The following is a 25,488-nucleotide window of genomic DNA, read 5'->3' as shown; positions in this document are numbered from 1 at the left end:
CTTGTTACAAATCAATAAAATCATAAGCCTCCAAAATCAAGGCCCTGCATTACTTGCAAGAAGATTGAAAAAAAACGATAATTCGCCAATCAAAAAACTTCACATCAAATTTTTGTAGGAAATATCGTGCTCAACCCGTCCTGCTGCCCCCTCCTGCTCTATAAAGTATTCCCCTTCCTGCGCTGGTTTCCCATGGTCAGCAAGGATTCCAACAAGGCCGACCTGATCGCCGGCATCACCGGCGCCCTGATCGTGCTGCCGCAGGGGGTAGCCTTCGCCACCATCGCGGGCATGCCGCCCGAATACGGCCTGTATGCCGCCATGGTGCCGGCCATCATCGCTGCCCTGTTCGGGTCGAGTTGGCATCTGGTTTCCGGGCCGACCACCGCTATCTCGATTGCGGTGTTTGCAGCGGTGAGTCACCTTGCCGAACCAGGATCACCCCAGTTTGTCAGCATGGTACTCACCCTGACCTTCCTGACTGGCCTTTTCCAGTTGATTCTCGGGCTGGCGCGCATGGGGGTGCTGGTCAACTTCATTTCCCACACGGTGGTGATCGGCTTTACCGCAGGCGCGGCTTTGCTGATCGCCGCCAGTCAGGTGAAGAGCTTCTTCGGCATTGCCATTGAGCGCGGCGCTCACTTCCATGTCGTGATCGAACAACTGATTCTGCATCTTGGCAACCTCAACCCCTATGTCACGACAGTCGGCGCGGTAACGCTGGCGACCGGCATTCTGGCCAGGAAATTCCTCCCCAAATTCCCCTATATGATCGTAGCCATGGTGGCAGGTAGTGTCGTGGCTTATTTCATCAATATGGAATTCGGCGTAGACATCACCAAGATCAAGACGGTGGGCGCCCTGCCGGCTCATCTTCCGCCACTGTCCCTGCCCGATTTTTCCTATGCCACCATCCACAAAGTGCTGTTCCCGGCGCTGGTTGTCACCATGCTGGCGCTGACCGAAGCGGTTTCCATTTCCCGCGCCATTGCCACCAAATCCGAACAGCGCATCGACGGCAACCAGGAATTTATCGGCCAGGGGCTGGCTAACGTGATCGGCAGTTTTTTCTCCGGTTATGCTTCCTGCGGCTCCTTCAACCGCAGCGGCGTCAACTACGCTTCCGGTGCACAGACCCCACTGGCAACGGTTTACGCCTCGATTTTCCTGGTGCTGATCCTGCTGCTGGTCGCGCCGCTCGCCTCCTACCTGCCGAATGCCGCCATGGCCGGGATCTTGTTTCTGGTGGCATGGGGCCTGATCGACTTCCACCACATCGCTACCATCGGCAAGACCAGCAGAGCGGAAACCGTGGTGCTGTGGGTGACCCTGATCGGCACGCTAGTCGATCTGGAAAAGGGCATTTTCTTTGGCATCCTTCTCTCGCTTTCGCTCTACCTTTACCGCGTTTCGCGCCCTGCGATTGATCCAGTGGTACCCGCCAAGGAAGAAGGCGCCTACCACTTCGTGGATGCCCACGGCCATCACGAATGTCCTCAGTTCCGTATTGTGCGCATCAATGGTGCAATCTTTTTCGGTGCCGTGGATTTTGTGCAGAACGGACTGACCCAGATCGACGAAGCCAACCCGGATCAAAAATCGGTGATGATCGTCGCCAGTGGCATCAACTTCGTCGACGTGGCGGGCGCGGAAATGCTGGCCCAGGAAGCGCGCCGCCGGCGCAAGATGGGCGGCGGCCTTTATTTCTACCGATGCAAGGATTCCATCTACAGATTCCTGCGCAAATCCGACAAGCTGGACGACATCGGCGAGGGCGGCTTCTTCCCCGCCATGTCAAACTGGATCAAGCCGATCTACAGCACTCTCGACCCGGAAATCTGCCGTAACTGCAAATACCGCATTTTCCCCGAGTGCCAAACCCATTTACCAGACGGCGAAGCGAGAAAAGAATGATACGCAAGAACCCCAGTGGCGATTTACCGGTCATCCATGAATCCGCCTATGTGGACAACACCGCGATTCTCTGCGGCAAGATCATCGTCGAGGAAAATGTCTTCATCGGCCCCTACGCGGTGATCCGCGCCGATGAAGTCAACGAACAGGGCGAGATGGAGCCGATCGTCATCGGCGCCAATTCCAATATCCAGGACGGAGTGGTCATTCACTCCAAGGCGGGCGGACTGGTCAAAATCGGCGCAAACACCTCCATTGCCCATCGTTCCATAGTGCATGGTCCGTGCATCGTGGGAGAAAACGTATTTATCGGCTTCAACTCGGTGCTATTTGACTGCGTGATCGGCAATGGCTCGGTGGTGCGGCACAATTCAGTGGTGGAGCACTGCGAAGTGCCCGCGTATTTTCATATTCCTTCCACCACCAACGTCCATTCCAACCAAGAATTGGGCAAGATCGCGCAGGTTTCACCCCAAGCCAGCGACTTCTCCGAATCAGTACTGAAAGCCAACCACGAACTGGTGAAGGGGTACAAGAAACTTCAGAACGAATTCTGAAGCTTCATACAACCCAATTGCAGGGCTGACTTACTCGCCTTGGTAGACGATATCGGAGCGGCGGTTTTCCTTCCAGCAGGATTCGTCACGACAGGCGGCGCGAGGTTTCTCTTCGCCGAAGCTGACGACCTCAATCTGGCTGTCGGACGCGCCGAACACGTTCATCATTTTCCTTACGCTATCGGCGCGGCGGTTGCCCAGAGCAATGTTGTACTCACGACTGCCGCGTTCGTCGCAGTTGCCCTGCACCGCCACCTTGGCGCCCTTGTTGCCAGTCAGATACTTGGAATGCGCCTCGACCATCGGCTTGTATTCAGCCTTCACGTCAGACTTGTCGAAATCGTAATACACGCTGCGCTTGGAGAGGATGTTGTTGGGATCTTTCAGCGGATTGGCCGCCACCGACTGCCGACCCGCAGGCTTGGCATCCGCGCCAGCCTGAGTTGCGCCTCTGTCCTCAACCGCCGCCTTGGGCTGATCCTTCACACCCTGGTCCGCACATCCGGCCAGGAATAACAAGCCCAATAAGCAAGCAGACAAACCTTTCATGAATTACCCCTTAAATATTGAATGAATAACATCCGTCATAGTGACCGCCCTATTCGCGTATCGATCACTCCGCGCAAGTACAGCTGATCGAAGGCTTCCTGATCGTTCGAAAAGATATTGTCGGTACCGATCTTTTGGCTCAAGCCGGTATTATCCATGACTTCTCGAACCTGTTTTTTGGGGCCGCTGAAACCCAAAGTAATACCGTTATTTTTTAAACGGCTGATCAGGTTAGAAAGCATCTCGACTCCCGATGCATCCAGATAATTAACCCCATTGCATTTCACCAGGATGTGGCGAACCGATGGGTTTTCTCTTTCGAACGTCAAAAGAGCATCTTCGAAATATGAAACATTGATAAACCGGATCGCCCCATCGAACCGGATCGCGCCAAGTTTGGGATGCAAAAGAGGCAGATTGTGCCGGCGCGCATCCCGCAGCGTTCCGTCTTCGTACAATCCTAGATCCGCAACTCGAGGCTGCATCATTCGGTAGAGCAGCAAAGCCAGAGACAGGATGATGCCGGTGAGTATGCCGTTCTGGATGTTCGGCGCAAAGGCGAGCGTGGACAGGAAGGTCACGATGGCTGCGATGCCGTCGTCTCGACTGGCACGCCAGGCGTTGGCAATCGACCGGAAATTAACCAGGCCGATGACGGCCATCATGATGACGGCAGCCAGAACCGGCTTGGGCAGGTGGTATAGCAAGGGGGTAAAGAACAGCAGCATCAGCAATACGAATACCGCCGAAACAACTGAAGAAAAAGCCGTCTGCGCATTGGTGGCCAGGTTCAGGGCGGAACGGGAAAAAGACCCGCTGACCGGCATGGAATGACAGAAGGCCGCGGCGATCTTTGCCAAGCCCTGGCCGATAAGCTCCTTGTTTTCATCCCAGGGTTGGCGGGTCTTGAGAGCAATCACCTTGGAGCTGGACATGGCCTCCATGAAACTGATGAGCGCGATGACGAATCCGGCGGGAATGAGTGCTTTAGTGGCGTCCCAGTCAAGGAGCGGAATACTGAAGGAAGGCAAACCCTGCGGCACGACGCCAACGACCTTTCCACCCAAACCGGCGTACCCGATCTCGTAGCTGACCAAGGTCAGCAAAACCACCGTGATCAACACGCCCGGCAGCCTCGGCGCCAACTTCTTGAAGGCAACCAGCAACAGGATTGCCGACAGCCCGAAGGCCACCGATAGCATGTGCATAGCATCGATGTGGATGAGCACCTGCCAGATATCGAGAAGAAAGTGACTGGACTGGTTAGCGGAAATGCCCAGCAGGGTCGGAAGTTGCGAAAGTCCGATAATGATGGCTGCGGCATTGATGAAGCCCATCAATACCGGATTGGACAGGAAGTTGAGCAGCACGCCCATCCGCAATGCGCCAAACAGGACTTGAAACATGCCGGACAGCAAGGCCAACAGGACGACATAGGCGTAAAACATCTCGCTACCGTGCGCTGCCAACGGAGCCACGCTGGCAGCAGTCAAAAGCGAGGTCATGGCAACCGGGCCGGTCGAAAGTTGCCTGGAAGACCCGGACAAGGCGCCAACGATAGTGGGGATCAGTGCCGCGTAGAGGCCGTAGTAGGCCGGAACGCCGGCGAGCTGGGCATAGGCGAGCGATTGCGGAATGGCGACCAGCGATACGGTGACCCCGGCCACCAGGTCATTCTTGATTGTATCGGGGAATATAGTCAGTAATTTGGCGATAGGCAGCCGATGAACCCAGGCGTTCATTGTTTTTTCTGCGCCTTGTCTTGTTCGAGCATCTCTTGTACCGCATCCAGATTTCCCGCCTCGGCGTAGGCAATTGCCGTAAACATCCGATCCAGTTTTCGAAAAAACATCTTCAACGCTGCTCGCACGGTGGCCAGCGGCGAGTCGAAACCATGGTCGGGTTCGGAAGGGTGTTCCATGAAAGAGGCTGATGCCGAAGATATTCTCATTTGATCGCTCACACACAGGGTTGGCTCATACCGGAACCCCATCACAACAACCAGTGATTGAGAGTCGCACGGCCCGCATTGGCAGACTGCTTTAACTCATTCAGTCTGCTTGACAACACGTCGCCATCCTACAATGACGGCCGTCAAGCTCGCGTCAAGGAAGTGTCAAGGAAGTGTTAAACGATCGCAGAAGCTTCAAGAATATCCGGCGAAGAACAACTGAGCGGTGGTACCGCGGCCTTCAGTACTTTCGATGACCGTCTCCCAACCGTACCGGTCGCAGATGCGCTTGACCAGAGATAACCCGATGCCTGCACCGGTACTGGTCGATCCCTTGAAATGCCGCTGGAAGACTTTACCGATTTCTTCCTCGTGGATTCCCCGGCCGGTGTCGGTTACGGTCAAACAGTTGTCGTCCACCACGATGGCAACCGTGCCGGATTCAGTGTAGGCAAATGCATTCCGGATCAGGTTAGCTACCACGATGCCAAGGAGCGTGCGCTCGGCGGCAATTCGAGGGTGGCTACAGTAAGCAAGTTCGACCTTTGTTTTCGCGCTGACAAGATGGCGGTGTGTCGCAACGGCATCTCTGACTACGTCGCATACATCACAGTCCGGCTCGACCGGTTCATCCGGAGTATTTTCCCGTGCCATCATCAGCAGGGCGGAGGTGAGATCTATCATCTGCCTGGCTGCGCGTCCAACCCGCGCGATGCGCTTTTGTTGCTTTTCGTCGAGGCGATCATCATCCTCCATCAGTTCGACGGCGCCCTGGATAATAGATAGTGGAGTTCTGAGCTCGTGGCTGACGTCCGCGGTAAAAGCACGTTCCCGGTCGATAAACGCTCGCATGCGCTTGAGGTATGCGCCGAACACCCGGGCGAGTTTGCCGATTTCGTCGTTGTAAAATCCCTTTGCGACATCCAGCACTTCGTCCTCCGGACTCGCTTTGCTAACTCGCCGGGCAAGCTCGGTTACCGGCGCGACCACCCGCCCCGCCAGCCACCAGCCGATTGCCGCAGAAACCAGCGTCATGATGAGGGCGCCGGCTATGAGGACAAACAGGAACTGCTCCTCGCGCTGTCGCTGTCGCATCTCATTGAACAGCATGACATAACGCTTATCCCCCTGGTCCACGACGGCGACCCGGTAAGGAATATTGCCCAGCGTCAACTGATGCTTACCGGGATTGAGTCTGAGCAGTTCAGGCGGCATGTCTTCCGCACTCCGGCCCGGCACATGCACATAGCCGCGCACACTGATCGTCGCAGGCGGCAAGGAATCCGGATTGCGCAACCGGCGGGAAATGGTGTCCTCGATCTCCGCCCGCAACGTCTCATCCATTAGACGTTCGCCGAGGTTGTGCGTAGCAAAGGAAAGTCCTAGCGACAACAACAGGCTGACCAATGCGCCAAACCAGGCAAACGTTGATGCGAGCCGGAACCGAAGGCTGTGATGGACGCTAGTCATCGCTGATTTGGTAACCGATCCCCCGCAGGGTTCTGATGAGCGGTTTGTCCGCCGGTTTGTCGATGGCGTTGCGCAAGATATGAAGGTGCGCCCGCAGGGCGTCGCTGTCGGGAGGCGAATCGCCCCAGATGCCGCGTTCCATCTCTTCCCGTGGCAGCACCCGCGGGGAGTGTCTCATTAATATCTCAAGGATTTTTAGCGGAATCGGGGGCAGTTCTATGATTCTTTCGGCACGCATCACCTTGAGGGTGTCGGGGTTGAAAGACAGGTCGCCCACCTGAAGCACGGACGGACCTTTGCGCACTTGTGCACGCCGCAAGAGGGCAAGCAAGCGCGCCTCCACTTCCCGCAACGCAAACGGCTTCACCACATAATCGTCGGCCCCCGCCTCCAGCCCGGCGATCTTGTCGTCCAGAGAATCGCGCGCAGTGAGCATCAAAACCGGTGTATGTCTCCCTGCTTCCCGGAGCCGCCGGCATAACGTCAGTCCGTCGATGCCGGGCAGCATCAGGTCCAGGATAAGAACGTCGTACTGATTCGATGCGGCAAGATGAAGCCCGGATAACCCGTCTCCAGCCAAGTCCATGGTATGGCCTTTAGCTTCGAAATAATCAAATATATTCAGCGCAAGGTCGCGGTTGTCTTCTATCAGGAGAATTTTCATCGTCTCTTTGGCATGACAGCAATTCAGCCGAACTCGGCAAAAAAGAATTTTTATTGCAAAAAAAAACACCGGTTTTTCGTCTTATAGGGAGCGGTAAATGGGCAGCAGCAGGTTCAATGCGGCGGCGCCTAATTATCTTATCCGCATCGATGGAAAGCCCCCTAGGCTACCGCCGCAGGAACACGCCATTTGATCATCGCAACCTTCACGGCGTCGTTCACGATAAGGCACGATACCATCGCATACACAAAAATTCCCAGCATCTGCCACCAAGGCAATGGCATGAGTCCCGGGAGACCCGCGAACGTCAGGACGGTACCCGTGAGTACATCCGCCATGAGGGCAGCCACGAGTATTTTGCTGGGCATCGTCGTCCAGAACCAGCGGCGCTCCCGCGCGGACACGATGGAGAACACGGCAAAATAAAGCAGCGTCAGGAAGCTGAAGGTGTAGAGGGTATTGTTGTTGGTCGCCAAACCAAAACGCGACCAGCCTATCCATAACAGGAAGAGCGCCTCCGCGACCATCGCGACGCCCAGCACCACGGACACCATGATGAAGCCCCCGATATTCCACGTCTCCGGTTTATTGGACGGTCGAACATGGTCGGTGGCAAGGGCGATCTTCGCAAAGTCCGTCAAAAATACCAGCAGCAGCATCGCAAAGGCGGAGACGACGAACTTGCCGGTCGCCACGAAGGCAATGGCCACGAAGGTAGCCTTCAGGATCGTCCGGCTGATCTTGTTGATGATCCAGGTCAGAATGCGCTGGTAGATAGTTCGTCCCTGCTCGACCAATGCCACGATGTTGGTCAGTCCCGGTTCGGTCAGGACCACACTCGCGGCACCCTTGGCAACGTCGGTCGCGGTGCTGACGGCGATTCCCACTTCGGCCTGGCGCAGCGCAGGCGCATCGTTGACGCCGTCTCCCGTCATGCCGGTTACATGCCCCGCGGCCTGCAGGTGCTGCACCACGATATATTTGTCCTCCGGATAGACTTCGGCGAAACCATCGACACCCGCCAACAAGTCAACCGCCTCGTTGCAGGACTGTGCGCTCGCGGCCTTCAGATCCGACACGCGCTGGATGTTGGACAGCCCCACTCCTTGCGCGATTTCACTCGCGACCGCCAGCGCGTCACCGGTGAGCATCTTCACCGAAACGCCGAGGCCGTGAAGTGCAGCGATGAGTTGCCTGGCGTCCGGTCGAGGCGGGTCAAACAAGGTCACCAATCCGACCAATGCGGGTGTGTCCGCCTCATAGCCTCGCGCCACCGCCAGTGTCCGATATCCCTTCAGTGCCGATTCGCTGACCCGCGCCTCCAACGCCTCGATCGCCGGGGGCTGGAGCCCGCAGGCTTCAGCGACGGTCCGCACGGCGCCTTTCATCACGCGTAGCCGCTGGCCGTTCTGTTCAACCACTGCTTCAGTCCGTCGATTTTCTGCATCAAACGGCGCAAAGGAGATGGGCGTGACCACAGGTGAGTTAGCAAAGACGTGCCGCTCTTTCGCGGCGGCAAGGAATGCCAGGTCAATCGGGTCCTGGTTGGACTCTTGAGATGCGAGTGCGGCGGCAAACAATACGTCGGATTCTGTTGCGTGCTCCAGTGGAATCACGCCGGTGACGGCCAGCTGGTTCATCGTAATCGTGCCCGTCTTATCCACGCAGAGCACGTCCATCGTCGCAGCATCCTCCGCGGCGCTGAGTCGCGTGATCAGCACGCCGCGTTTCGCCAGTTCCTTGGCCCCGACGGCCATGCTGACCGTGAACATGACGGGCAGAGCGACCGGCACCGCGCTCATCAACAGGACAAGCATAAGCGGGACCATCTCGATAAGCGGCACGCCGCGGATTAGCGACAAAACGATCACCACGCCGAGTAACGCGCCGACTATGACGAACAGCCAGTGAACCACCTTGGCTACCACCGCTTCGATGTGAAGTTTCGGACGCGCCTCCTGCACCAGTTCCGTGGTGCGGCCAAAGTAGGTCTTCGCCCCGGTCAGGATGACCACACCATTGCCTTCACCTCGGCGGACGACTGATCCCGACGAGAGCACTCCGGAGGGCACCTTGTCCGCGTCCTTCGACTCGCCGGTGAGGGCGGATTGGTCAATGCTCAGTGCTCCGGTGAGGAGCTTCACATCCGCCGGGATGATGTCGCCGGGGCGCACGCGGATGATGTCGCCGGGGACCAGGTCCCGGGCGGGAATGACCTGCCAGGTCGCCTCGCGCAACACGCGTGCACTGACCTGCAACCGTCGCCGCAACGTTTCGACGACGCCGGCGGCCCGGCGCTCCTGCATGAAGCTCAACACGGCATTGACAACCAGCAGCGCGCTCACCACTGCGAGGTCCGAGTATTTACCGAGGATGACCGACAAAACCATAATCAGTTCGAGCATCCACGCCGATACGCCCCAGAACTTGCCGATAAACATGAGTGCCGGGTGGGGTTTTTGTTCGGCCACTTCGTTGTAGCCGTGCGCCTTCCGACGGGTGTCCACCTCAGAGTGCGCGAGACCTGCTTCGGGGATCACATTAAGCGCAGCGAGCGTGGCGGGAACAGACGCGGACGCGATGTCAGATGTCTTGGTAGTTGCTGGCATCGCTCGCGGGGACTCGGCTCCAGATTTCTTTGTGGTCGTTTATTCGGTGAACGACAACAGTGCAAAGGCACCGTAAGCGGCGATCGGCGCAACCAGGGGCGCCAATGCCGGCCCCTGGCCGACACGCAGCGGTCATTTCCCCCGGATCAGCAGCACCGGTTTCGTGGCGACGCGCACCATACCCTCGGCGACGCTACCCAGGAACAGGTGGCTCAGCCCCCGACGGCCATGCGTACAGATCACAATAAGGTCCGCCGGCCAGGCTTCGGCGTCTGCCGCGATCACTTCCGGGATGCGGTGGCCCATGGTGCTGATTTCGATCAGCTGGGTTTCGACCGAAATCCCGGCTTCGCTCGCCACAGCTCCAGCCTTGCGGAGGATTTCCTGTCCACTCTTGGTCATGGCATCCGAAATTTCGGATGGATTGGGGAACTCCGCACCGAGGTTGATGTTAACGACATCGACCACATGCACGATCCGCAGTCGTGCCTGGAGTTCCTTGGCCAGCTTGATTGCTTCCTGCAAGGCCAGCTCGGCAGTGTGGCTGCCATCCACTGCCACTAAGATACGTTTGAACATTGCGCCTCCTCAAAATATTTCGCCGAAGCCGACAACTAAAGAATCTTACTTCTCATCCTCATAAAATGAAGGGGCAGACTCGATTGATTTTTTACTTGAACAAAACATCACTATAGACCGGATCGTGGCTCGCCGCCGGGTAGTGCGGTTTTGCACTCATCGAAAATTCTGGCCTGGCAATTGCGGCAAATCTCCGGGTCGAGGGTGTTAAAAATCGCCATGGTCACGTTCGATTTGGCCGGAAAAAAGGCGCCTTCTCCGATATCCTTAAGGTATTGACCCTGCTTGAGGAATTTGTAGACAGAGTCCTTGAGCCGGTAAAAATACAGGCCGCCGCCCATTTTCCTGCGCCGCTTGGCCTCCTGCGCCAGCATTTCGGCACCGGCGACATCCACGAAATTGATGCCGCTACCGACGATCAGCACGCTCTTCTGCTGCGGATTGATCTCGTCGATCTGCTGCAATCGACTCTGGACGTGGTCAACCGCACCGAAGAAGATCGAGCCGTTGATGCGCACCATGCGGAACTGCGGACATTCCACACGACCCTTGGCGTCCTCGAAATGATAGGACCCTTCTTCGCCGGCGGGCACCACCGGGACGACGGCGGGCTGGGAGGTGCGGGCAAGATAAAGCATCAGCGACAGCATCACCCCGACGTAGATGGCGAACTCGAGCTCGACGAACAGTGTCGACAGCAGCGTGGTGAACAGCACAATCGTTTCCGACCGGCTGGCATGGGAAATGGAGTGGATGTGGTGAAAATCGATCAAACCCCATGCTACCAGGAACAATATCGCCGCCATCGCCGGAATCGGCAGGTAGGCGGCAAGTGGTGCCACCAGCAGCAGGGTGGCGGCGAGGAACAGCGCGGAAAAGACCGCAGCCAGAGGTGTTTGCGCACCGGCTGCGTAATTCAGGCCGCTGCGGTTGAACGAGCCGCTCGATGCGTAACCGGAAAAGAAGCTGCCGAAAATATTCGACAAGCCCTGGCCGATGAATTCCTGGTTGCCGTCGATGCGCTGCTCCGAGCGTACCGCCACGGAACGGGCGATCGAGACCGCCTCGGTCAGCGCCAGCATGGTGATCGCCAGGGCGCTGGAGGACATTTTCTTGATTGTCGCCAGGGAAAGGTCGGGCACGGAGAACGGCGGCAAATGGGCAGGCAGCGCGCCGACGGTGCGGATGTGGGTAACATCGTTGCCGAACAGCCGGTTCAGCACTAGCGCGAACAGGCTGCCGACCAGCATCGCCGCGATCATGTAAGGGATTTTCGGGAAAAACTTTTTCACCAGGATGCCGGATACCAATGTCGCCGCGGCAATCGAAGTGACATAAGGGTTGATGTCGCCGATTTGCAGCACGAACTGGCGGATGATCTCGTAAAAGTGCGAGCCGCGCGGGATATCGATGCCGAAGAAATTCTTGATTTGGCTGGCGGCAATCAGCACCGCCGCCCCGGCGGTGAAGCCGATCACCACGGTATGGGAAATGAAGTTGACCAGCACGCCCATGCGCGCCAGCCCCATGATGAGCTGGAACACGCCAGTAAGGAAAGTCAGGGTCAGCACCAGGCTGATGAACTGCGCACTGCCCGGCTCGGCGAGCGGGCTGACCGAAGCAAATATCACGATGGAAATCGCGGTAGTCGGCCCTGACACCAAGTGCCAGCTGGAGCCGAACAGCGCGCCGATAATAGCCGGCACCATCGCAGCGTAGAGACCGTATTCCGGCGGTAACCCGGCGATAGTGGCGAATGCCACGCCTTGGGGCAGCACGATGATCGCGCCGGACAGCCCGGCGACCAGATCGGCGCGGGTAGTCTGCGCGTTCACCATCGGCCACCAGCGCAAGAAGGGGAAAACCTTATAGAGCCAGAGATTACAGGCGAGAATATCCTTCAATGCACATCCTAATACGATGCAAATTTAAACACAATTGTTCTAATTTGCATCATATTCTACCTAATTCACGCCCTGGCATCAAGAACCGTTTCCCTCTTCCATTTCATAAACTTTCAGCTTGCGCCACAGCGACACGCGGTTGATGCCGAGCATCTGAGCGGCAGAGGTCTGATTTCCGCCCGCCTCGTTCAGCACCCAACGGATATAAGCCTTCTCCTGCTCCTCAAGGGAGGGAATGCGCCCCTCCTTTTTCTTGAATGAGCGCGCGCTCAATTCCCGCAAATTGTCGGGTAGGTGAGCCACCTGGATGACATGACCGGTGTTGATCGCAACCCCACGCTCGATAATGTTTTCGAGTTCACGCACATTGCCGGGGAAGTCGTGGCTTTCCAGTATGGCGATCGCATCCGGCGAAATTTCGGTGACTTCCTTTCTCATCAGGGTGGCGAATTTTTTCAGGAAGAAGACGCTGAGCAGCGCCACGTCGCCGCTACGTTCGCATAGGGGGGGAATATGCAGGTTCACCACATTGAGGCGGAAAAACAGGTCCTGACGGAATGACCCGTCCTTGGTCACCTCACGCATGTCCCGGTTGGTGGCGGCGATGTAGCGGGCGTCCGTTTTTACCGGAGAGGTACCACCCAGACGCAACACCTCGCGCTCCTGGATCACGCGCAACAGCTTGACTTGCATCGCCGACGACATCTCAGTGATCTCATCAAGGAACAGCGTACCCCCCTCCGCCGACTCGATCAGCCCTTTCTTCAGCGTCAGCGCTCCGGTGAATGCGCCTTTTTCATGGCCGAACAGCTCATTCGACAGCAACTGCTCGCTGAACGCACCGCAGTTCACCGCCAGGAACGGCCCGTCCGCCCGAGCGCTGTTGTAGTGAAGATAGCGCGCGAACAGTTCCTTGCCGGTGCCGGACTCGCCGGTGATCAGCACGTTGCAGTCGGTCGGCGCCACCTGCCTGGCCATCTCCAGCAGCCTCCGCATGTGCGAATCCTGGGTGATGATCTTGACCCTGCCCTCATAGCTTTCGATCTGCTCGCGCAGCTGACAATTTTCCCGTTTCAGGCGAACCTTCTCGATCGCCTCGCCGACCACCTGACGCACCTCCTCAAGACGGAACGGCTTGGCGATGTAATAGAACGCGCCCTGCTTCATGGCTTCCACCGCCGATTCCGGCGTCGCGTAACCGGTAATCACGATCACCTCGATATCCGGACTGCGCTCGTGGCACTTCTTCAGTACCTGCATGCCGTCTACTTTTTCCATCTTGAGGTCGGTCAGCACCACGTCGAAAAACTGGCTCTCGACCAATGCCAGAGCCGCTGTGCCGCTCTGGGCGCTGGTCACGTCATAACCATCCTTTTTCAGGACATGGACAAGGTTTTTCAGTGCAATCTTCTCGTCATCGACGATCAACAACTTTCCCTTACTTTGCATCATGTTCCATTCTCTTCAATAATCTTATTGCTGCGGCCCGTCAGCAGGTTCCAGCGGCAGCCGGATATGGAACACCGTACCGCGCCCGGGTTCACTATCCACCGAAATGCAACCGTTGTATTCCTCAACAATTTCATAGACGATGAACAGGCCGAGCCCCATTCCCCGCCCCACGTCCTTGGTGGTAAAAAAGGGGTCAAAGATACGCGGCAGGACGTCGGCCGGAATACCCGGGCCGCTATCGCGAATCTCAATGTCGATGGCTTCCAATCCCGGATCACACTTGCCGAGAAAGCGGGTGTCGCGCTCTTGCCCGGCCACGAAGTTCTTTTTGGTCAGACTATGCATGGCTGCCCCGATGTGAATCTCACCCGATTCGCCGGTCGCCTCCAGTGCATTCTTGATCAAATTCAGAAACGCCTGCTCCAGCCTTCGCCGATCCGCCTGAAGCACAATTTCATCGGGGATTTCGGTGATGATGTTAACGCCAGACGGCGTTTCGCCCTTGAGAAACAGCAAGACCTCTTCGAACAAGGCCGCCAGCGCTACCTTTTCCCGCTTGACCGGCTTGTCCCGCGCGAAATCCAGCAACGCTCGCACAATCTTCCGCGCCCGCTCCGTCTGCTCGTCGATCTGCTCCAGCAGTTCCTTGCCCAGTGCCGGGTCGCAATCGCCGACCTCCTCCAGCAGTATCTGGCAGGACAGGGAAATATTCGACAGCGGGTTGTTCAACTCATGCGCCACGCCAGCCAGCATGGTGCCGAGCGAGGCGAGCTTCTCCGAGCGCAGCAGCCTTTTCTGGCGCAGCTCAAGCTCGCCGATCATGTGATTGAACGCCTGGGTGATCGAAATAATTTCCCTATCCCCGGAAGGCACGACCAGCCTGTCCAGCCGGCCACTCGAAACCGCCTCGACGCAGCGATCCATATGCCTCAGGGGACGCACCACCAGGCGCGACAGCATCCAGCCGATGGCAACCATCAACAGGGAAATCAGCACAATGGAAACCACCAGCGTAGCGCGAAACCGATCCAGCGATTCGCGGATCATGCGCCGCTCGGCATCTGCCATCCCCTCGGCAATGGTCACGACATCCTTGCCCACCCTCCTGACCTGCGCTTCCAGCAAAACCTTCTGGCGGTCATCAGCCAAACCTCTTCGCCCATACTCAGCCATCAGGGCACGGTATGCCCGCACATCGTTGAGCAACCCGGCAATGTGCGGTGCCGAGGTCAACACGGAAAAATCCGCGGCATTGGTTTCAAGCAGCTCCACCACCTTGGTCGCGTAGCGGTTCCCCTCCTGCCAATCGGCGTCCTGCCGGTAGAGAAAATAGTTTTTCTCGAAGCGCCGAATTTCGAGCGTCGCGTCGAACAATTCGGTGACGCGCCCCCCCAGTTTGATTTTCTGCTCGATCAAGCGTAGCTCGATATAAGTGAACAGGGACAGCGCAATGATCAGCAGGGCCATGGCGTAATAACCCAAGTAGCCCATCGTGATTTTTTGCCGCAGCGAGGATTGTAGCTTCATGGGTTTCTATGGTAGCTCCGATTGTTGCATTTAGCAACAATCGGAGCCACCAATGTAACAGCCGATAAAAAACGCAAAGCCATTTATCTACAAAGGAAAATCCACCGGAAAGTCATCTGTAGCAAACCGTGTATTACTAATTGTAACAAAGGAATGCATTCCCAAGAATCTGCAAACAACCTAACAAATATTTAATAATCATTAGGTTAATTAAACAATGCGGGCATGGAACAGATAATGCTTTGTTTAAAGCATGAAAAACGACAAACATTGCAGAACAGAAGGAGCCCAATCATGCACAGTATAATTAACCAACTAAAAAACCTGTTCGCCGCCATAGCCTATGCCGAGGCTGGCGATCTGGATGCAGTCAAACAAATACTTCAGGAGAACCCCAGCATACCCGCAAAAGAAAAAGGCGCTGAAACAACGGCGCAGCCCCCTGCAATCCCGGTGTTTTAAGACCCACTCTGTAGATTTCAGTTTCGATAATCCACTGAAATTCGGATCCAGGGGTTTAGGCGCCGGCTCCGAAAAGACTGACAAATGTAACGAACTCACCGGCTTCAGTCAGCCGGCGGGGTTGTTGCAGATCGCGATACGCCCCATCGAACCAATTGGATGTGAAGTTTTACTGCGGACGGGCCATCTCCTTGGCGGGTAGCCCCGGTGCCGCAGGGTGTTTTTTTTGTTTTTTGATGGCGGCAAACTGTTTTTTGGGTAACAATAAATGCAAATGCAAATAAAACGCTTCCTACCCTTTTTAAACTGGTTCCCGTTGCGCGGGAACAACATCAAGGCCGACCTGATCGCCGGCATCACCGTTGCCCTGGTGCTGATTCCCCAGTCCATGGCCTACGCCCAACTCGCCGGCCTGCCTGCCTACTACGGACTTTACGCAGCTTTCCTGCCCGGCATCATCGCCGCTCTGTGGGGCTCGTCAGCGCAACTGGCCACTGGCCCGGTTGCGGTGGTCTCACTACTGACAGCATCCGCTCTTGCTCCGCTGGCCGCCTCCGGCTCCAGCCAGTTCATCGCGCTGGCGATCCTGATGGCACTGATGGTCGGCATCATCCAGCTCACCCTGGGAGTGTTCAAACTCGGGGTGGTGGTGAATTTTCTTTCCCACCCTGTCATCGTCGGCTTCACCAACGCCGCCGCCATCATCATCGGCCTGTCCCAGCTCAACAAGCTGTTCGGGGTATCAATGGGTCGCAGCGAACATTTTATTCAGGATATCTGGGGCGTACTGCAACAGGTCGGCGATACCCACATTCCAACATTGGTCATGGGTATTTCTGCCTTCGCCATCATGTGGGGGCTGAAAAAATTCGCGCCCAAAATGCCCGGCGTATTGATCGCCGTCGCGCTTACCACCATCGTCAGCTGGTCGATCGGCTTCGAGCACAACAGCGAGGGCAAGATCGAGGAGATCATGGACACCGAGGTCAAGACCCTCGCCAATGATTTTTCCCGGGCCGAAATCAAGATCGACGAACTGAACAGCAAGCTCAGCGCCAAATCTGTTGAACTCAAACAGCATCAAAAAAGTCACGAAGGGAGCAGCCAGCGCACGGCCGCCCTCAACTATGAAATCGAGCTGATCAAACTGGAACTCAAGGATACGGAAGGTGAAAACCGCAAGCTCGCCCGCTCCCTGCGCAAGTTCATATTCGAGCAAGCACCCGCGACTGATGGCCAATCTACAAAACTCTACCTGGCCGGCCAGGTGCCTCAGGGTGAGAAATCCGACGGCTACCGCTGGCGCATCAAGAAAGTAAGTAAAGGCGAGCTCAAGCTGGTCGGCGGCGGAGAGGTGGTGGGTTCCATTCCCGCTGGCCTGCCCAGATTTGACTTGCCCAAGTTCAGCTGGGACATGATGTCCACGCTGTTTTCCGGTGCGCTGGTGATTTCCCTGGTAGGCTTCATGGAGGCGATCTCCATCGCCAAGGCAATGGCCGCCAAAACCAAGGATCGTATCGACCCGAACCAGGAACTGATCGGCCAGGGCATCGGTAATATTGTCGGCAGCTTCAGCCAGGCTTTTCCAGCCAGTGGCTCATTCTCGCGTTCGGCAGTCAACCTGAATGCCGGCGCCAGAACCGGCATGTCCTCGGTGTTTGCCGGGGTAATCGTGCTGATCACCCTGCTGTTCCTGACCCCGCTGCTGTATCACCTGCCCCAGGCGGTTTTAGCCGCAGTGATCATGATGGCGGTGATCGGCCTGATCAATTTCAGGGCAATCAAGCATGCCTGGCACACCCACAAGCACGACGGCATCGCCTCGGCCGTGACTTTTGTCGCCACCCTGGCTTTCGCGCCTCACCTCGACAACGGCATCATGGTCGGCGCTGGCTTGGCCATCATCCTCTACCTCTACCGTACCATGTCGCCGCGCGTCGCCATCCTCGGCCGCTATCACGACGGCACTCTGCGCGACGCCAAAGTGCACAACCTGCCGGTCAGCGAATACATCATCGCCATCCGCTATGATGGTTCTCTCTATTTCGCCAACGTACCCTATTTCGAAGACACCATACTGGAAGCAGTATCCAATAGCCCCTGTGCCAAGCACCTCCTGATCGTGTCGGATGGCATCAATCAACTCGACGCTTCGGGTGATGAAGTCATCCACCACGTAGTGGAACGGTTGCGCTCCAATGGTATCCGGGTGGTTTTCAGCGGCCTGAAGAAACAGGTGATAGACGTCATGCGCCATTCCGGCCTCTTTGATTACATCGGCCAGGAAAATGTTTTTCCCGATGAAGAGAAGGCGCTGGATTCAATTTACGCCGAAGTGCTCGAGGCCGATCCCAATGCGCAATGCCGTCTGATGAAACAGCACATCGGCGGTACCGATGGGGTAAAAACCTGGCTATAATACGCGGCAATAATAAGATGCTGGAGAACCCCTCGTGACATTAGTTTCAACCCTGCTGCCCATTGACGTCGCGCTAGGGGTCATCGTCTATTGGCTGCTGCTGGGCTTGGCGGGCCTGCTGCTGCAAAACACCCGCACCATCACGCAATGGATCTTCCCTGCCGGCGCCTTGGGCGCATTGGTTCTGGCGGCTGCCGCATTGGGCAGCCTGGGCGGCTCCACCAATGTTGCGGTACTGCCGCTCGGCCTGCCCGACCTGCCCTTCCACCTGCGCCTGGACTCTCTGTCCGCATTTTTCCTGTTGCTGCTCGGTGCCACCAGTATCGGCATTTCGCTTTATTCGGCAGGCTATTTCCGCCGCATGCCGGGAAACACCCTCGGACTGCTGTGCTTCGAATACCATGTATTTCTCGTCGGCATGGCGCTGGTATTCCTCGCCGACGACGCTTACCTGTTCATGGTGGCCTGGGAAACCATGGCGCTATCCTCCTATTTCCTGGTCACCACCGACCACAACATCCCCGAAATCCGCCGCGCCGGCTTCCTCTACCTGCTGATCGCCCATGTCGGCGCAATCGCCATCCTGATGTGCTTCGGCGTGATGCAGGGCGGGCATGGCGACTACACCTTCGCTACCATGCGCGGGGCGCACCTGAACGCCTTCTGGGCCAGCGTCACTTTCCTGCTGGCGCTGTTCGGCTTCGGCGCCAAGGCCGGCATTCTGCCGCTCCATGCCTGGCTACCTGAGGCCCACCCCGCCGCGCCCTCGCCGGTTTCGGCGATGATGAGCGGCATCATGCTGAAAACCGCGATTTACGGCATCCTGCGCGTCAGCTTCGACCTGCTCGGCATGCAGTTATGGTGGTGGGGTGCGCTGGCATTGACCCTGGGGCTCGTCACCGCACTGTTCGGCGTGCTGTTCGCCGCAGTCCAGACCGACATGAAACGCCTGCTCGCCTATTCCTCGATCGAGAACATCGGCATCATTCTGGCCGGCATCGGCCTTGCCATCATCTTCCACTCTTTCGAAAAAGAAGCACTGGCGGCGCTGGCACTGACTGCCGCCCTGTACCATTCGCTCAACCATGCATTCATGAAGGGGCTGCTGTTTCTCGGCACCGGCTCGGTGTTGCACGCTACCGGCGAACGCAATCTGGGCAAACTGGGGGGACTCATCCACCGCATGCCGAAACTGGCGCTGCTGGTGCTGGTCGGCACCCTCGCGCTCGCCGGCTTGCCGCCCCTCAACGGCTTCGTTTCCGAATGGCTGCTGCTGCAGGCATTCCTGCTGTCCCCGGGACTCCCTCACCCCTACCTCAACATGCTGATTCCGATTGCTGCGGCCGCGCTCGCGCTGGCAGCAGCGCTCGCCGGCTACGTCATGGTCAAGTTCTATGGGGTGATTTTTCTCGGCCAGCCACGAGAGGAAAAAGTGGTCGAACAGGCGCATGATGTCGGCATCTGGGAGCGGGCCGGGCTGACCTGGCTCGCCCTGGGCTGCATCCTGCTGGGGGTATTTCCGGTGTTCTTCATCCTGCACATCGATTTTGTCACCCAGTTGCTGGTCGGTCACACTCTGGGCGTGAGCGCCGCCCAGACCGGCTGGATGTGGCTCACCCCGATCCTGCCGGAACGCGCCAGTTACAGCCCGCTGGTCTTGTTTGTGATCATCATCGTCGGCGTGCTTTCCACCATGCTCGTGGTGAAAAAGTTCTATCATGGCCGCCTGCGCCGCGGCCCGGCCTGGGATTGCGGCTACCCCGAACAGACCGCGCGTATGCAGGATACTGCCGAGGGTTTCGGCCAGCCGATCCGGCAGATTTTCGAACTGTTCTTCGGCATCACCCGCGAACTACCCAGCCCGTTCGACAAGAAGCCCCACTACCGCGGCGAAACCAGGGACCTGCTGTGGGAGTGGTGCTATCTGCCGATCGCCCGGCTCACCGAGAATCTTTCCGCGCTGATCGGCAAGCTGCAACATGGCCGCATCCATATCTATCTGCTGTACAGCTTTGTCACCCTGCTTGCGCTACTGGCGTTTATCCGATGAACGGCATACTTTTACAACTCTTTCAAGACACCCTGGTGGTGCTGATCGCCCCTTTACTGCTGGGCTGGGTCAACCAGTGCCGCGCCTGGCTGCAAAACCGCAGCGGCGCCGGCGTACTGCAGCCCTACCGCAACCTGATCAAGCTGTTCCACAAAGACGCGGTGCTGGCGAATAACGCCTCGCCGCTGTTCCGTTTCACGCCCTACATCCTGTTCGCCAGCATGTGGCTGGCGGCCTCCCTGGTGCCTGTCATCGCGACGGATCTGCCGCTTTCCCCGGCGGTGGACGTAATCGCCCTGGTCGGCATCTTCGCGCTGGCGCGGGTGTTCATCTCGCTCGCGGCAATGGATATCGGCACTTCCTTCGGCACCCTTGGCGCACGCCGCGAAATGCTGGTCGGCTTCCTTGCCGAACCGGCCCTGCTGATGGTGTTCTTCACCGCCGCCGCAATCAGCCACTCTACCTCGCTGGTCACCATCGTCGAGATTCTCGCGCACAAACAGTTTGTGATCCATCCTAGCCTGGCCTTCGCCGCCGTCGCTTTTGTCATGGTGTTGCTGGCCGAAAACGCCCGCATCCCGGTGGACAACCCCTCCACCCACCTCGAACTGACCATGATCCACGAAGCCATGATCCTGGAATATTCGGCCCGTCACCTTGCCATGGTCGAATGGGCCAGCGCACTCAAGCTGCTTGCCTACACCACCATTGGCTTTGCCCTGTTCCTGCCCTGGGGCATCGCCGAGGCCGGCGACTTGGGCGCGCTACCCATTGCGCTGGCGGCTCTGTTCCTGAAGCTAATCGCAGCGGGAGCCGGCCTCGCGCTGCTCGAAACCGTCTCCGCGAAGATGCGCATTTTCCGCGTCCCGGAATTCATGGGCACCGCCTTTCTGCTGGCCGTTTTGGGTCTGCTTGTCCATTTCCTGCACGGGAACTGAAATGCAAAATTTCTCCGGGCAACTCATCAACCTGTTCGCGGCACTGCTACTGCTAGTCTCGTTCGCCATGCTGTCGCAACGCCGGGTGCTGTCACTGATTAACCTGTTTGCGCTACAGGGGTTGATGCTCGCCGTCAGCACCGCGATCGTGGCCTATTCCTCGCACCAGCATCACCTTTACTACTCGGCGGCGCTGACACTGGTGCTGAAAGTGATTATCCTGCCGTGGATCCTGCACCGCCTGATTCGCAAACTGAACGTCAAATGGGACGTTGAGACGCTGTTCAACATCCCCACCACCATGCTGGTCGGCATCGCCCTAGTGGTGTTCGCCTTCAACCTGGCGGCGCCGATCTCCATGATGGCCGGCACCATCACCAAGAGCACCCTGGGGATCGCCATGGCCAGCGTGCTGCTCTCGTTCCTGATGATGATCACGCGCAGCAAGGCAGTGCCGCAGGTAATCGGTTTCCTCGCCATGGAAAACGGCCTGTTCTTCGCCGCCACCAGCGCCACCTACGGCATGCCGATGGTGGTGGAGCTGGGCATTGCGCTCGACGTGCTGATCGGCATGGTCATCCTGGGCATCTTCTTCTTCCAGATCCGGGAAACCTTCGACAGCCTGGATCTGAAACACATGGAAAAACTCAAGGAAGATTGACGTGGAAATTCTCTGGATACTGGCGACTCCCCTGATCGGCGGCCTGCTGCTGGCGCTGTTCGGCAGCCAGCGCTTCGCGCCTGAACTGAACTCCATCATGAGCTTCGGCACCTTCGTGGCAGCGGCATTCCTCACCGTCCGGGTCATCACCGACGGCCCGATGACCGCGATGAACGAGCAGTTCTTCGTCGATTCATTCAACGTTTTCCTGGTCGCCCTGACTGCCTTCGTCGCCTTCACCACCTCGCTGTTCTCTCGCCCCTACATGCGCATCGAGCAGGCACATGGCAAGCTCACCATCAACATGCTGCGTCTCTACCACAGCATGTACCAGCTGTTCACCTTCACCATGCTGCTGGCGCTCTTGACCAACAACCTCGGCATCATGTGGGTGGCGATGGAAGCGGCAACCCTGACCACCGTGCTGCTGGTCTCACTCTACCGGACCCCGGCCAGCCTGGAAGCGGCGTGGAAATATTTCATCCTGTGCGGCGTCGGCATCGCCCAGGCGCTGTTCGGTACCATCCTGCTCTATTTCGCGGCGGAAAAAGTCCTCGGCGCGGGCGGCAACGCGCTTCTGTGGACCCATCTCGATGCGGTCAAAACCCAGCTCGAACCGACCGTACTGTCGCTCGCCTTCGTCTTCCTGCTGGTGGGCTACGGCACCAAAGTCGGCCTGGCACCGCTGCACAACTGGCTGCCCGATGCCCATGCCGAAGGCCCGACACCGGTTTCCGCCGTGCTTTCCGGCCTGCTCCTCAACGTCGCACTGTACGCCGTGGTACGCTCCAAAGTATTGGTAGACGGCGCACTGGGCAACCATCTCGCCGGCAACCTGATGATGGGCTTCGGATTGCTCAGCGTAGTCATGGCCGCGTTCTTCCTGTCGCGCCAGAAGGACGTCAAGCGCATGTTCGCCTACTCCTCGATCGAGCACATGGGGCTGATGACCTTCGCCTTCGGCATGGGCGGTGCGGTGGCCACCTTCGCTGGCTTGCTGCACATGACGGTACACTCCCTCACCAAATCGGCGATTTTCTTCGCGGTCGGTCATGCCACGCAGAAGTCCGGCACCCAGCTGATGGAAAACATCCGTGGCCTGATCACGACCAACCCCACCATCGGCTGGGGCCTGGCAATCGGCTCCCTGGCCATCCTCGGCATGCCGCCATTCGGCGTGTTCGCCAGTGAGTTTTTGATCATCACCACCGCCATGCACGCATACCCGTGGACCACGCCGTTCTTGCTCGCCGCGCTGGGCGTGGCATTCGCCGCAATATTCAGCCGCGTGCAGAGCATGGTCTTCGGCGAAACCACCGGCGAACGCCTGCCCCATCCGCCCGCGCTGGTACCGGTGTTCGTGCATCTGGGACTGGTGCTGCTACTCGGGTTGTACATCCCGCCCTACCTGGCAGACTGGTATCGCCAGGCGGCGGCGTTGATCGGATAAAGAATCATGAGACTAGACGAATTCCCGACAAGATTTCCCAGGCTGCCCGGTGCGATGCCGATCTGGCACGGCACCGTGGATGCCATTCAATTCCGCAACCTGTGCGAGCAGGTGGGGCGTGGCGGCGGGAAGCTGGTCGCTCTTTGGGGCAGCGACGAACTGGCGCGCGATGCCGGGTATGCACTGCATGTCTCACTGGTCACCTCCATCGGCATGCTGTGCCTGACTCTGCCGCTGGGTTCGGAACGCCCGGCCTATCCTGATATCAGCGATCTTTTCCCCGGGGCTGACAGGATGCAGCGCGCCGCAGCTGACCTGCTCGGCCTGCACGCCACTGGCGCAGACGACCATCGTAAGTGGATACGCCACGGTTCCTGGCCAAGCAGCGTGCACCCTCTGCGCAAGAATTTCGACGGCAATACCGTATTCCCCACTGAAACCGATGGCTATCCCTTCGTTACCGTCACTGGTGAGGGCGTCCATGAGATTCCCGTCGGCCCCGTCCATGCCGGCACCATCGAGCCAGGGCATTTCCGCTTTTCGATTATCGGCGACCGCGTGTTACGCCTGGAAGAGCGGCTTGGCTACACGCACAAAGGCATCGAAAAACGCTTCGAGAGCATGAATCTTGAACAGGGAGCGAAGCTCGCCGGACGAGTCAGCGGCGACAGCACCGTAGCCTATGCCTGGGCCTACGCCCAAGCGGTGGAAAGCGTCACCGCCACCACGCCACCGCCCCGTGCCTTGGCGCTGCGCGCTGTGCTGCTCGAGCTGGAGCGCATCCACAACCACCTTGCCGACCTCGGCTACCTGGGTAACGATGTGGCGCTGGCATTCGGCTTCGCCCAGTTCTGGATACTCAAGGAGGATGTGCTGCGCTTGAACAGCGAACTGTTCGGTCACCGCTACCTGATGGACAAAGTGGTGCCCGGCGGCGTCGCCTGCGACCTCGACGTCCAGGGTCGCGAGCGCATCCTGCAGGTGTTCAGGCATCTCGAACATGAGATCGATATCCTGAAAGACATCTACGATGAGCACGCCGGCGCCCAGGATCGCTTCCTCACCACCGGCAGGATCACGCCCGACTTGGCGGCTCAACTGGGATTGACCGGATTACCAGGACGGGCCAGCGGCCAGTCCTGGGACCTGCGCGCTCAGTTCCCCTGCGCACCCTATGATAGTCTCGACGTGCGCATGGCGACCCATCGCAACGGCGACGTCGCGGCCCGGGTCACGGTACGTTTCGAAGAAGTCCTGGAATCGATGCGCCTGATCCGCCTGATCCTGGATCAGCTACCAGTAGGAGAACTCCGCGCAACCGTCGGCGATGCACCGGAAAACGCGCTCGGGCTGGGCTGGGTGGAAGGCTGGCGCGGTGAGATTCTGATTGCGCTGCATACCGGCAAGAACAACACAATCCATCGCCTCCACCCGCACGACCCGTCATGGCAGAACTGGCCGGTGCTGGAGCACGCGATCATCGGCAATATCGTGCCGGATTTCCCGCTCATCAACAAATCGTTCAACCTGAGCTACACCGGGGTTGATTTGTAATTTTTTTCACCGCGGAGGACGCGAAGGTCGCTGTCATGTAGGGTGGGTTAGCGGCAGATCGAAACAAACGCCCTTCACCATTGCCCCCTCTCCCGCTTGCGGGAGAGGGTTGGGGTGAGGGCTCGCGTAACCCATCAAACCCTAAGTTCCTTCAAAATGTGGGTTTGGGTTTGATGGGTTACGGAGCAAAATACTGCGCCTAACCCACCCTACATGATTTTATGCTTAACGCTTTTGGGTTATAAAAATTATGTACCAGATCATCAAACAGATTTTGCGCACCGGCATCAAGACCGAAACGCCGCCCCAGCCCGACGATGCGCTGCGCGTGGAAGTCCAGAACCTGCAGGAACAAATCCTGCGGCACGTCGGCAGTGCACTGGCCATCCGCCACGTCGACGCCGGCTCATGCAACGGCTGCGAGCTGGAAATCCACGCCCTCAACAACGCCTATTACAACATCGAAGGCCTGGGCATCCATTTCGTCGCCAGCCCGCGCCACGCCGACATGCTGCTGGTGACCGGGCCGGTTTCCCGCCACATGGAAATCGCGCTCAAGCGCACCTACGATGCCACACCCGAGCCCAAGCTGGTGGTCGCCGTCGGCGACTGCGGCTGCGACGGCGGCCTCTTCGGCGAGAGCTACGCCAGCTGCGGAAAAATTTCCAACGTGATCCCGGTGGACGTCGCCATTCCCGGCTGCCCCCCTACGCCGACGGCTCTCTTGCAAGGCATCCTCACCGCCGTGACAAGCAGCAAAAAAACGAGGCCTTAGAAG

At 58.1% G+C, this 25,488-nt stretch carries 20 protein-coding genes; 10 read left to right on the top strand and 10 right to left on the bottom strand.

Features of this window, described 5'->3' with window-relative positions:
* Nucleotides 1–126: 126 nt before the first annotated feature.
* Together VMV64_RS08650 and VMV64_RS08645 are read left to right on the top strand one after the other, a co-directional pair.
* Nucleotides 127–1,914: a SulP family inorganic anion transporter gene (locus tag VMV64_RS08650; protein WP_325329556.1), complete on the top strand. Its 1,788-nt coding sequence runs from the start codon at nt 127–129 to the stop codon at nt 1,912–1,914.
* A complete protein-coding gene (locus VMV64_RS08645) occupies nt 1,911–2,471 on the top strand; it encodes a carbonate dehydratase (protein WP_325329555.1) in 561 nt (186 codons plus the stop codon). The genes VMV64_RS08650 and VMV64_RS08645 overlap by 4 nt, the downstream gene beginning before the upstream one ends.
* A gap of 30 nt (nt 2,472–2,501) precedes the next feature.
* Here VMV64_RS08645 and pal read toward each other — a convergent pair whose 3' ends face one another.
* From pal to VMV64_RS08595, 10 genes are all read right to left on the bottom strand, one after another.
* Entirely contained in the window at nt 2,502–3,020 is a 519-nt protein-coding gene (pal, locus tag VMV64_RS08640; RefSeq protein ID WP_325329554.1) for a peptidoglycan-associated lipoprotein Pal, read from the bottom strand.
* 35 nt (nt 3,021–3,055) lie between these two features.
* Nucleotides 3,056–4,762, bottom strand: coding sequence for a SulP family inorganic anion transporter (locus VMV64_RS08635; RefSeq protein WP_325329553.1), 1,707 nt, complete (start codon nt 4,760–4,762; stop codon nt 3,056–3,058).
* Nucleotides 4,759–4,941, bottom strand: a complete 183-nt coding sequence (locus tag VMV64_RS08630; RefSeq protein WP_325329552.1) for a hypothetical protein — start codon at nt 4,939–4,941, stop codon at nt 4,759–4,761. The genes VMV64_RS08635 and VMV64_RS08630 overlap by 4 nt, the downstream gene beginning before the upstream one ends.
* A gap of 225 nt (nt 4,942–5,166) precedes the next feature.
* Nucleotides 5,167–6,366 (bottom strand): HAMP domain-containing sensor histidine kinase, encoded by a 1,200-nt coding sequence (locus VMV64_RS08625; protein ID WP_325329551.1) that lies wholly within the window; start codon nt 6,364–6,366, stop codon nt 5,167–5,169.
* Between the two features lie 67 nt (nt 6,367–6,433).
* The gene (locus VMV64_RS08620; protein WP_325329550.1) at nt 6,434–7,105 is read right to left on the bottom strand and encodes a response regulator transcription factor; all 672 of its coding nucleotides are present in this window, start codon (nt 7,103–7,105) and stop codon (nt 6,434–6,436) included.
* A 161-nt stretch (nt 7,106–7,266) separates the two neighbouring features.
* Nucleotides 7,267–9,714 carry a plasma-membrane proton-efflux P-type ATPase gene (locus tag VMV64_RS08615; protein WP_325329549.1) on the bottom strand — a complete coding sequence of 816 codons (2,448 nt, stop codon included), beginning with the start codon at nt 9,712–9,714 and terminating at the stop codon, nt 7,267–7,269.
* Nucleotides 9,715–9,846: 132 nt separating this feature from the next.
* Complete coding sequence (locus VMV64_RS08610; RefSeq protein ID WP_325329548.1) at nt 9,847–10,293, bottom strand: universal stress protein; 447 nt, start codon at nt 10,291–10,293, stop codon at nt 9,847–9,849.
* 110 nt (nt 10,294–10,403) lie between these two features.
* Nucleotides 10,404–12,197, bottom strand: a complete 1,794-nt coding sequence (locus VMV64_RS08605) for a SulP family inorganic anion transporter (protein WP_325329547.1) — start codon at nt 12,195–12,197, stop codon at nt 10,404–10,406.
* 78 nt (nt 12,198–12,275) lie between these two features.
* Nucleotides 12,276–13,649, bottom strand: a complete 1,374-nt coding sequence (locus tag VMV64_RS08600) for a sigma-54 dependent transcriptional regulator (protein WP_325329546.1) — start codon at nt 13,647–13,649, stop codon at nt 12,276–12,278.
* Between the two features lie 21 nt (nt 13,650–13,670).
* The gene (locus tag VMV64_RS08595; RefSeq protein ID WP_325329545.1) at nt 13,671–15,176 is read right to left on the bottom strand and encodes a sensor histidine kinase; all 1,506 of its coding nucleotides are present in this window, start codon (nt 15,174–15,176) and stop codon (nt 13,671–13,673) included.
* A gap of 225 nt (nt 15,177–15,401) precedes the next feature.
* Between VMV64_RS08595 and VMV64_RS08590 the strand changes: the two genes are divergently transcribed.
* The 8 genes from VMV64_RS08590 (at nt 15,402) to VMV64_RS08555 (ending at nt 25,485) form a co-directional block, all read left to right on the top strand.
* Complete coding sequence (locus VMV64_RS08590; protein WP_325329544.1) at nt 15,402–15,638, top strand: hypothetical protein; 237 nt, start codon at nt 15,402–15,404, stop codon at nt 15,636–15,638.
* Nucleotides 15,639–15,906: 268 nt separating this feature from the next.
* A complete protein-coding gene (locus VMV64_RS08585; RefSeq protein ID WP_325329543.1) occupies nt 15,907–18,057 on the top strand; it encodes a SulP family inorganic anion transporter in 2,151 nt (716 codons plus the stop codon).
* Between the two features lie 34 nt (nt 18,058–18,091).
* Nucleotides 18,092–20,107: a hydrogenase 4 subunit B gene (hyfB, locus tag VMV64_RS08580; protein WP_325329542.1), complete on the top strand. Its 2,016-nt coding sequence runs from the start codon at nt 18,092–18,094 to the stop codon at nt 20,105–20,107.
* Nucleotides 20,104–21,045 (top strand): respiratory chain complex I subunit 1 family protein, encoded by a 942-nt coding sequence (locus tag VMV64_RS08575; protein WP_325329541.1) that lies wholly within the window; start codon nt 20,104–20,106, stop codon nt 21,043–21,045. Before hyfB ends, VMV64_RS08575 begins: the two co-directional genes overlap by 4 nt.
* Before the next feature lies 1 nt (nt 21,046).
* Complete coding sequence (locus VMV64_RS08570) at nt 21,047–21,706, top strand: formate hydrogenlyase (RefSeq protein ID WP_325329540.1); 660 nt, start codon at nt 21,047–21,049, stop codon at nt 21,704–21,706.
* Nucleotide 21,707: 1 nt separating this feature from the next.
* Nucleotides 21,708–23,156 carry a hydrogenase 4 subunit F gene (locus tag VMV64_RS08565; protein WP_325329539.1) on the top strand — a complete coding sequence of 483 codons (1,449 nt, stop codon included), beginning with the start codon at nt 21,708–21,710 and terminating at the stop codon, nt 23,154–23,156.
* A 6-nt stretch (nt 23,157–23,162) separates the two neighbouring features.
* Nucleotides 23,163–24,710 (top strand): NADH-quinone oxidoreductase subunit C, encoded by a 1,548-nt coding sequence (locus tag VMV64_RS08560; protein WP_325329538.1) that lies wholly within the window; start codon nt 23,163–23,165, stop codon nt 24,708–24,710.
* Nucleotides 24,711–24,960: 250 nt separating this feature from the next.
* Nucleotides 24,961–25,485 (top strand): NADH-quinone oxidoreductase subunit B family protein, encoded by a 525-nt coding sequence (locus VMV64_RS08555; RefSeq protein ID WP_325329537.1) that lies wholly within the window; start codon nt 24,961–24,963, stop codon nt 25,483–25,485.
* The last annotated feature ends 3 nt before the right edge of the window (nt 25,486–25,488 follow it).

This window comes from Sulfuricella sp. (assembly GCF_035531155.1).
In the GTDB taxonomy this organism is placed as follows: Bacteria; Pseudomonadota; Gammaproteobacteria; order Burkholderiales; family Sulfuricellaceae; genus Sulfuricella.
Note: the sequence above shows the minus strand (reverse complement) of the source record. Positions and strands in the feature narration are given on the sequence as shown.

Bases quoted from the DNA above. Each gene is read 5' to 3' on its own strand.
- VMV64_RS08645 (WP_325329555.1), top strand. From the start codon at position 1,911: ATGATACGCAAGAACCCCAGTGGCGATTTACCGGTCATCCATGAATCC.
- pal (WP_325329554.1), bottom strand. From the start codon at position 3,020: ATGAAAGGTTTGTCTGCTTGCTTATTGGGCTTGTTATTCCTGGCCGGA.
- VMV64_RS08635 (WP_325329553.1), bottom strand. From the start codon at position 4,762: ATGAACGCCTGGGTTCATCGGCTGCCTATCGCCAAATTACTGACTATA.
- VMV64_RS08630 (WP_325329552.1), bottom strand. From the start codon at position 4,941: ATGGAACACCCTTCCGAACCCGACCATGGTTTCGACTCGCCGCTGGCC.
- VMV64_RS08620 (WP_325329550.1), bottom strand. From the start codon at position 7,105: ATGAAAATTCTCCTGATAGAAGACAACCGCGACCTTGCGCTGAATATA.
- VMV64_RS08615 (WP_325329549.1), bottom strand. From the start codon at position 9,714: ATGCCAGCAACTACCAAGACATCTGACATCGCGTCCGCGTCTGTTCCC.
- VMV64_RS08610 (WP_325329548.1), bottom strand. From the start codon at position 10,293: ATGTTCAAACGTATCTTAGTGGCAGTGGATGGCAGCCACACTGCCGAG.
- VMV64_RS08600 (WP_325329546.1), bottom strand. From the start codon at position 13,649: ATGATGCAAAGTAAGGGAAAGTTGTTGATCGTCGATGACGAGAAGATT.
- VMV64_RS08595 (WP_325329545.1), bottom strand. From the start codon at position 15,176: ATGAAGCTACAATCCTCGCTGCGGCAAAAAATCACGATGGGCTACTTG.
- VMV64_RS08590 (WP_325329544.1), top strand. From the start codon at position 15,402: ATGGAACAGATAATGCTTTGTTTAAAGCATGAAAAACGACAAACATTG.
- VMV64_RS08585 (WP_325329543.1), top strand. From the start codon at position 15,907: ATGCAAATGCAAATAAAACGCTTCCTACCCTTTTTAAACTGGTTCCCG.
- VMV64_RS08575 (WP_325329541.1), top strand. From the start codon at position 20,104: ATGAACGGCATACTTTTACAACTCTTTCAAGACACCCTGGTGGTGCTG.
- VMV64_RS08570 (WP_325329540.1), top strand. From the start codon at position 21,047: ATGCAAAATTTCTCCGGGCAACTCATCAACCTGTTCGCGGCACTGCTA.
- VMV64_RS08560 (WP_325329538.1), top strand. From the start codon at position 23,163: ATGAGACTAGACGAATTCCCGACAAGATTTCCCAGGCTGCCCGGTGCG.
- VMV64_RS08555 (WP_325329537.1), top strand. From the start codon at position 24,961: ATGTACCAGATCATCAAACAGATTTTGCGCACCGGCATCAAGACCGAA.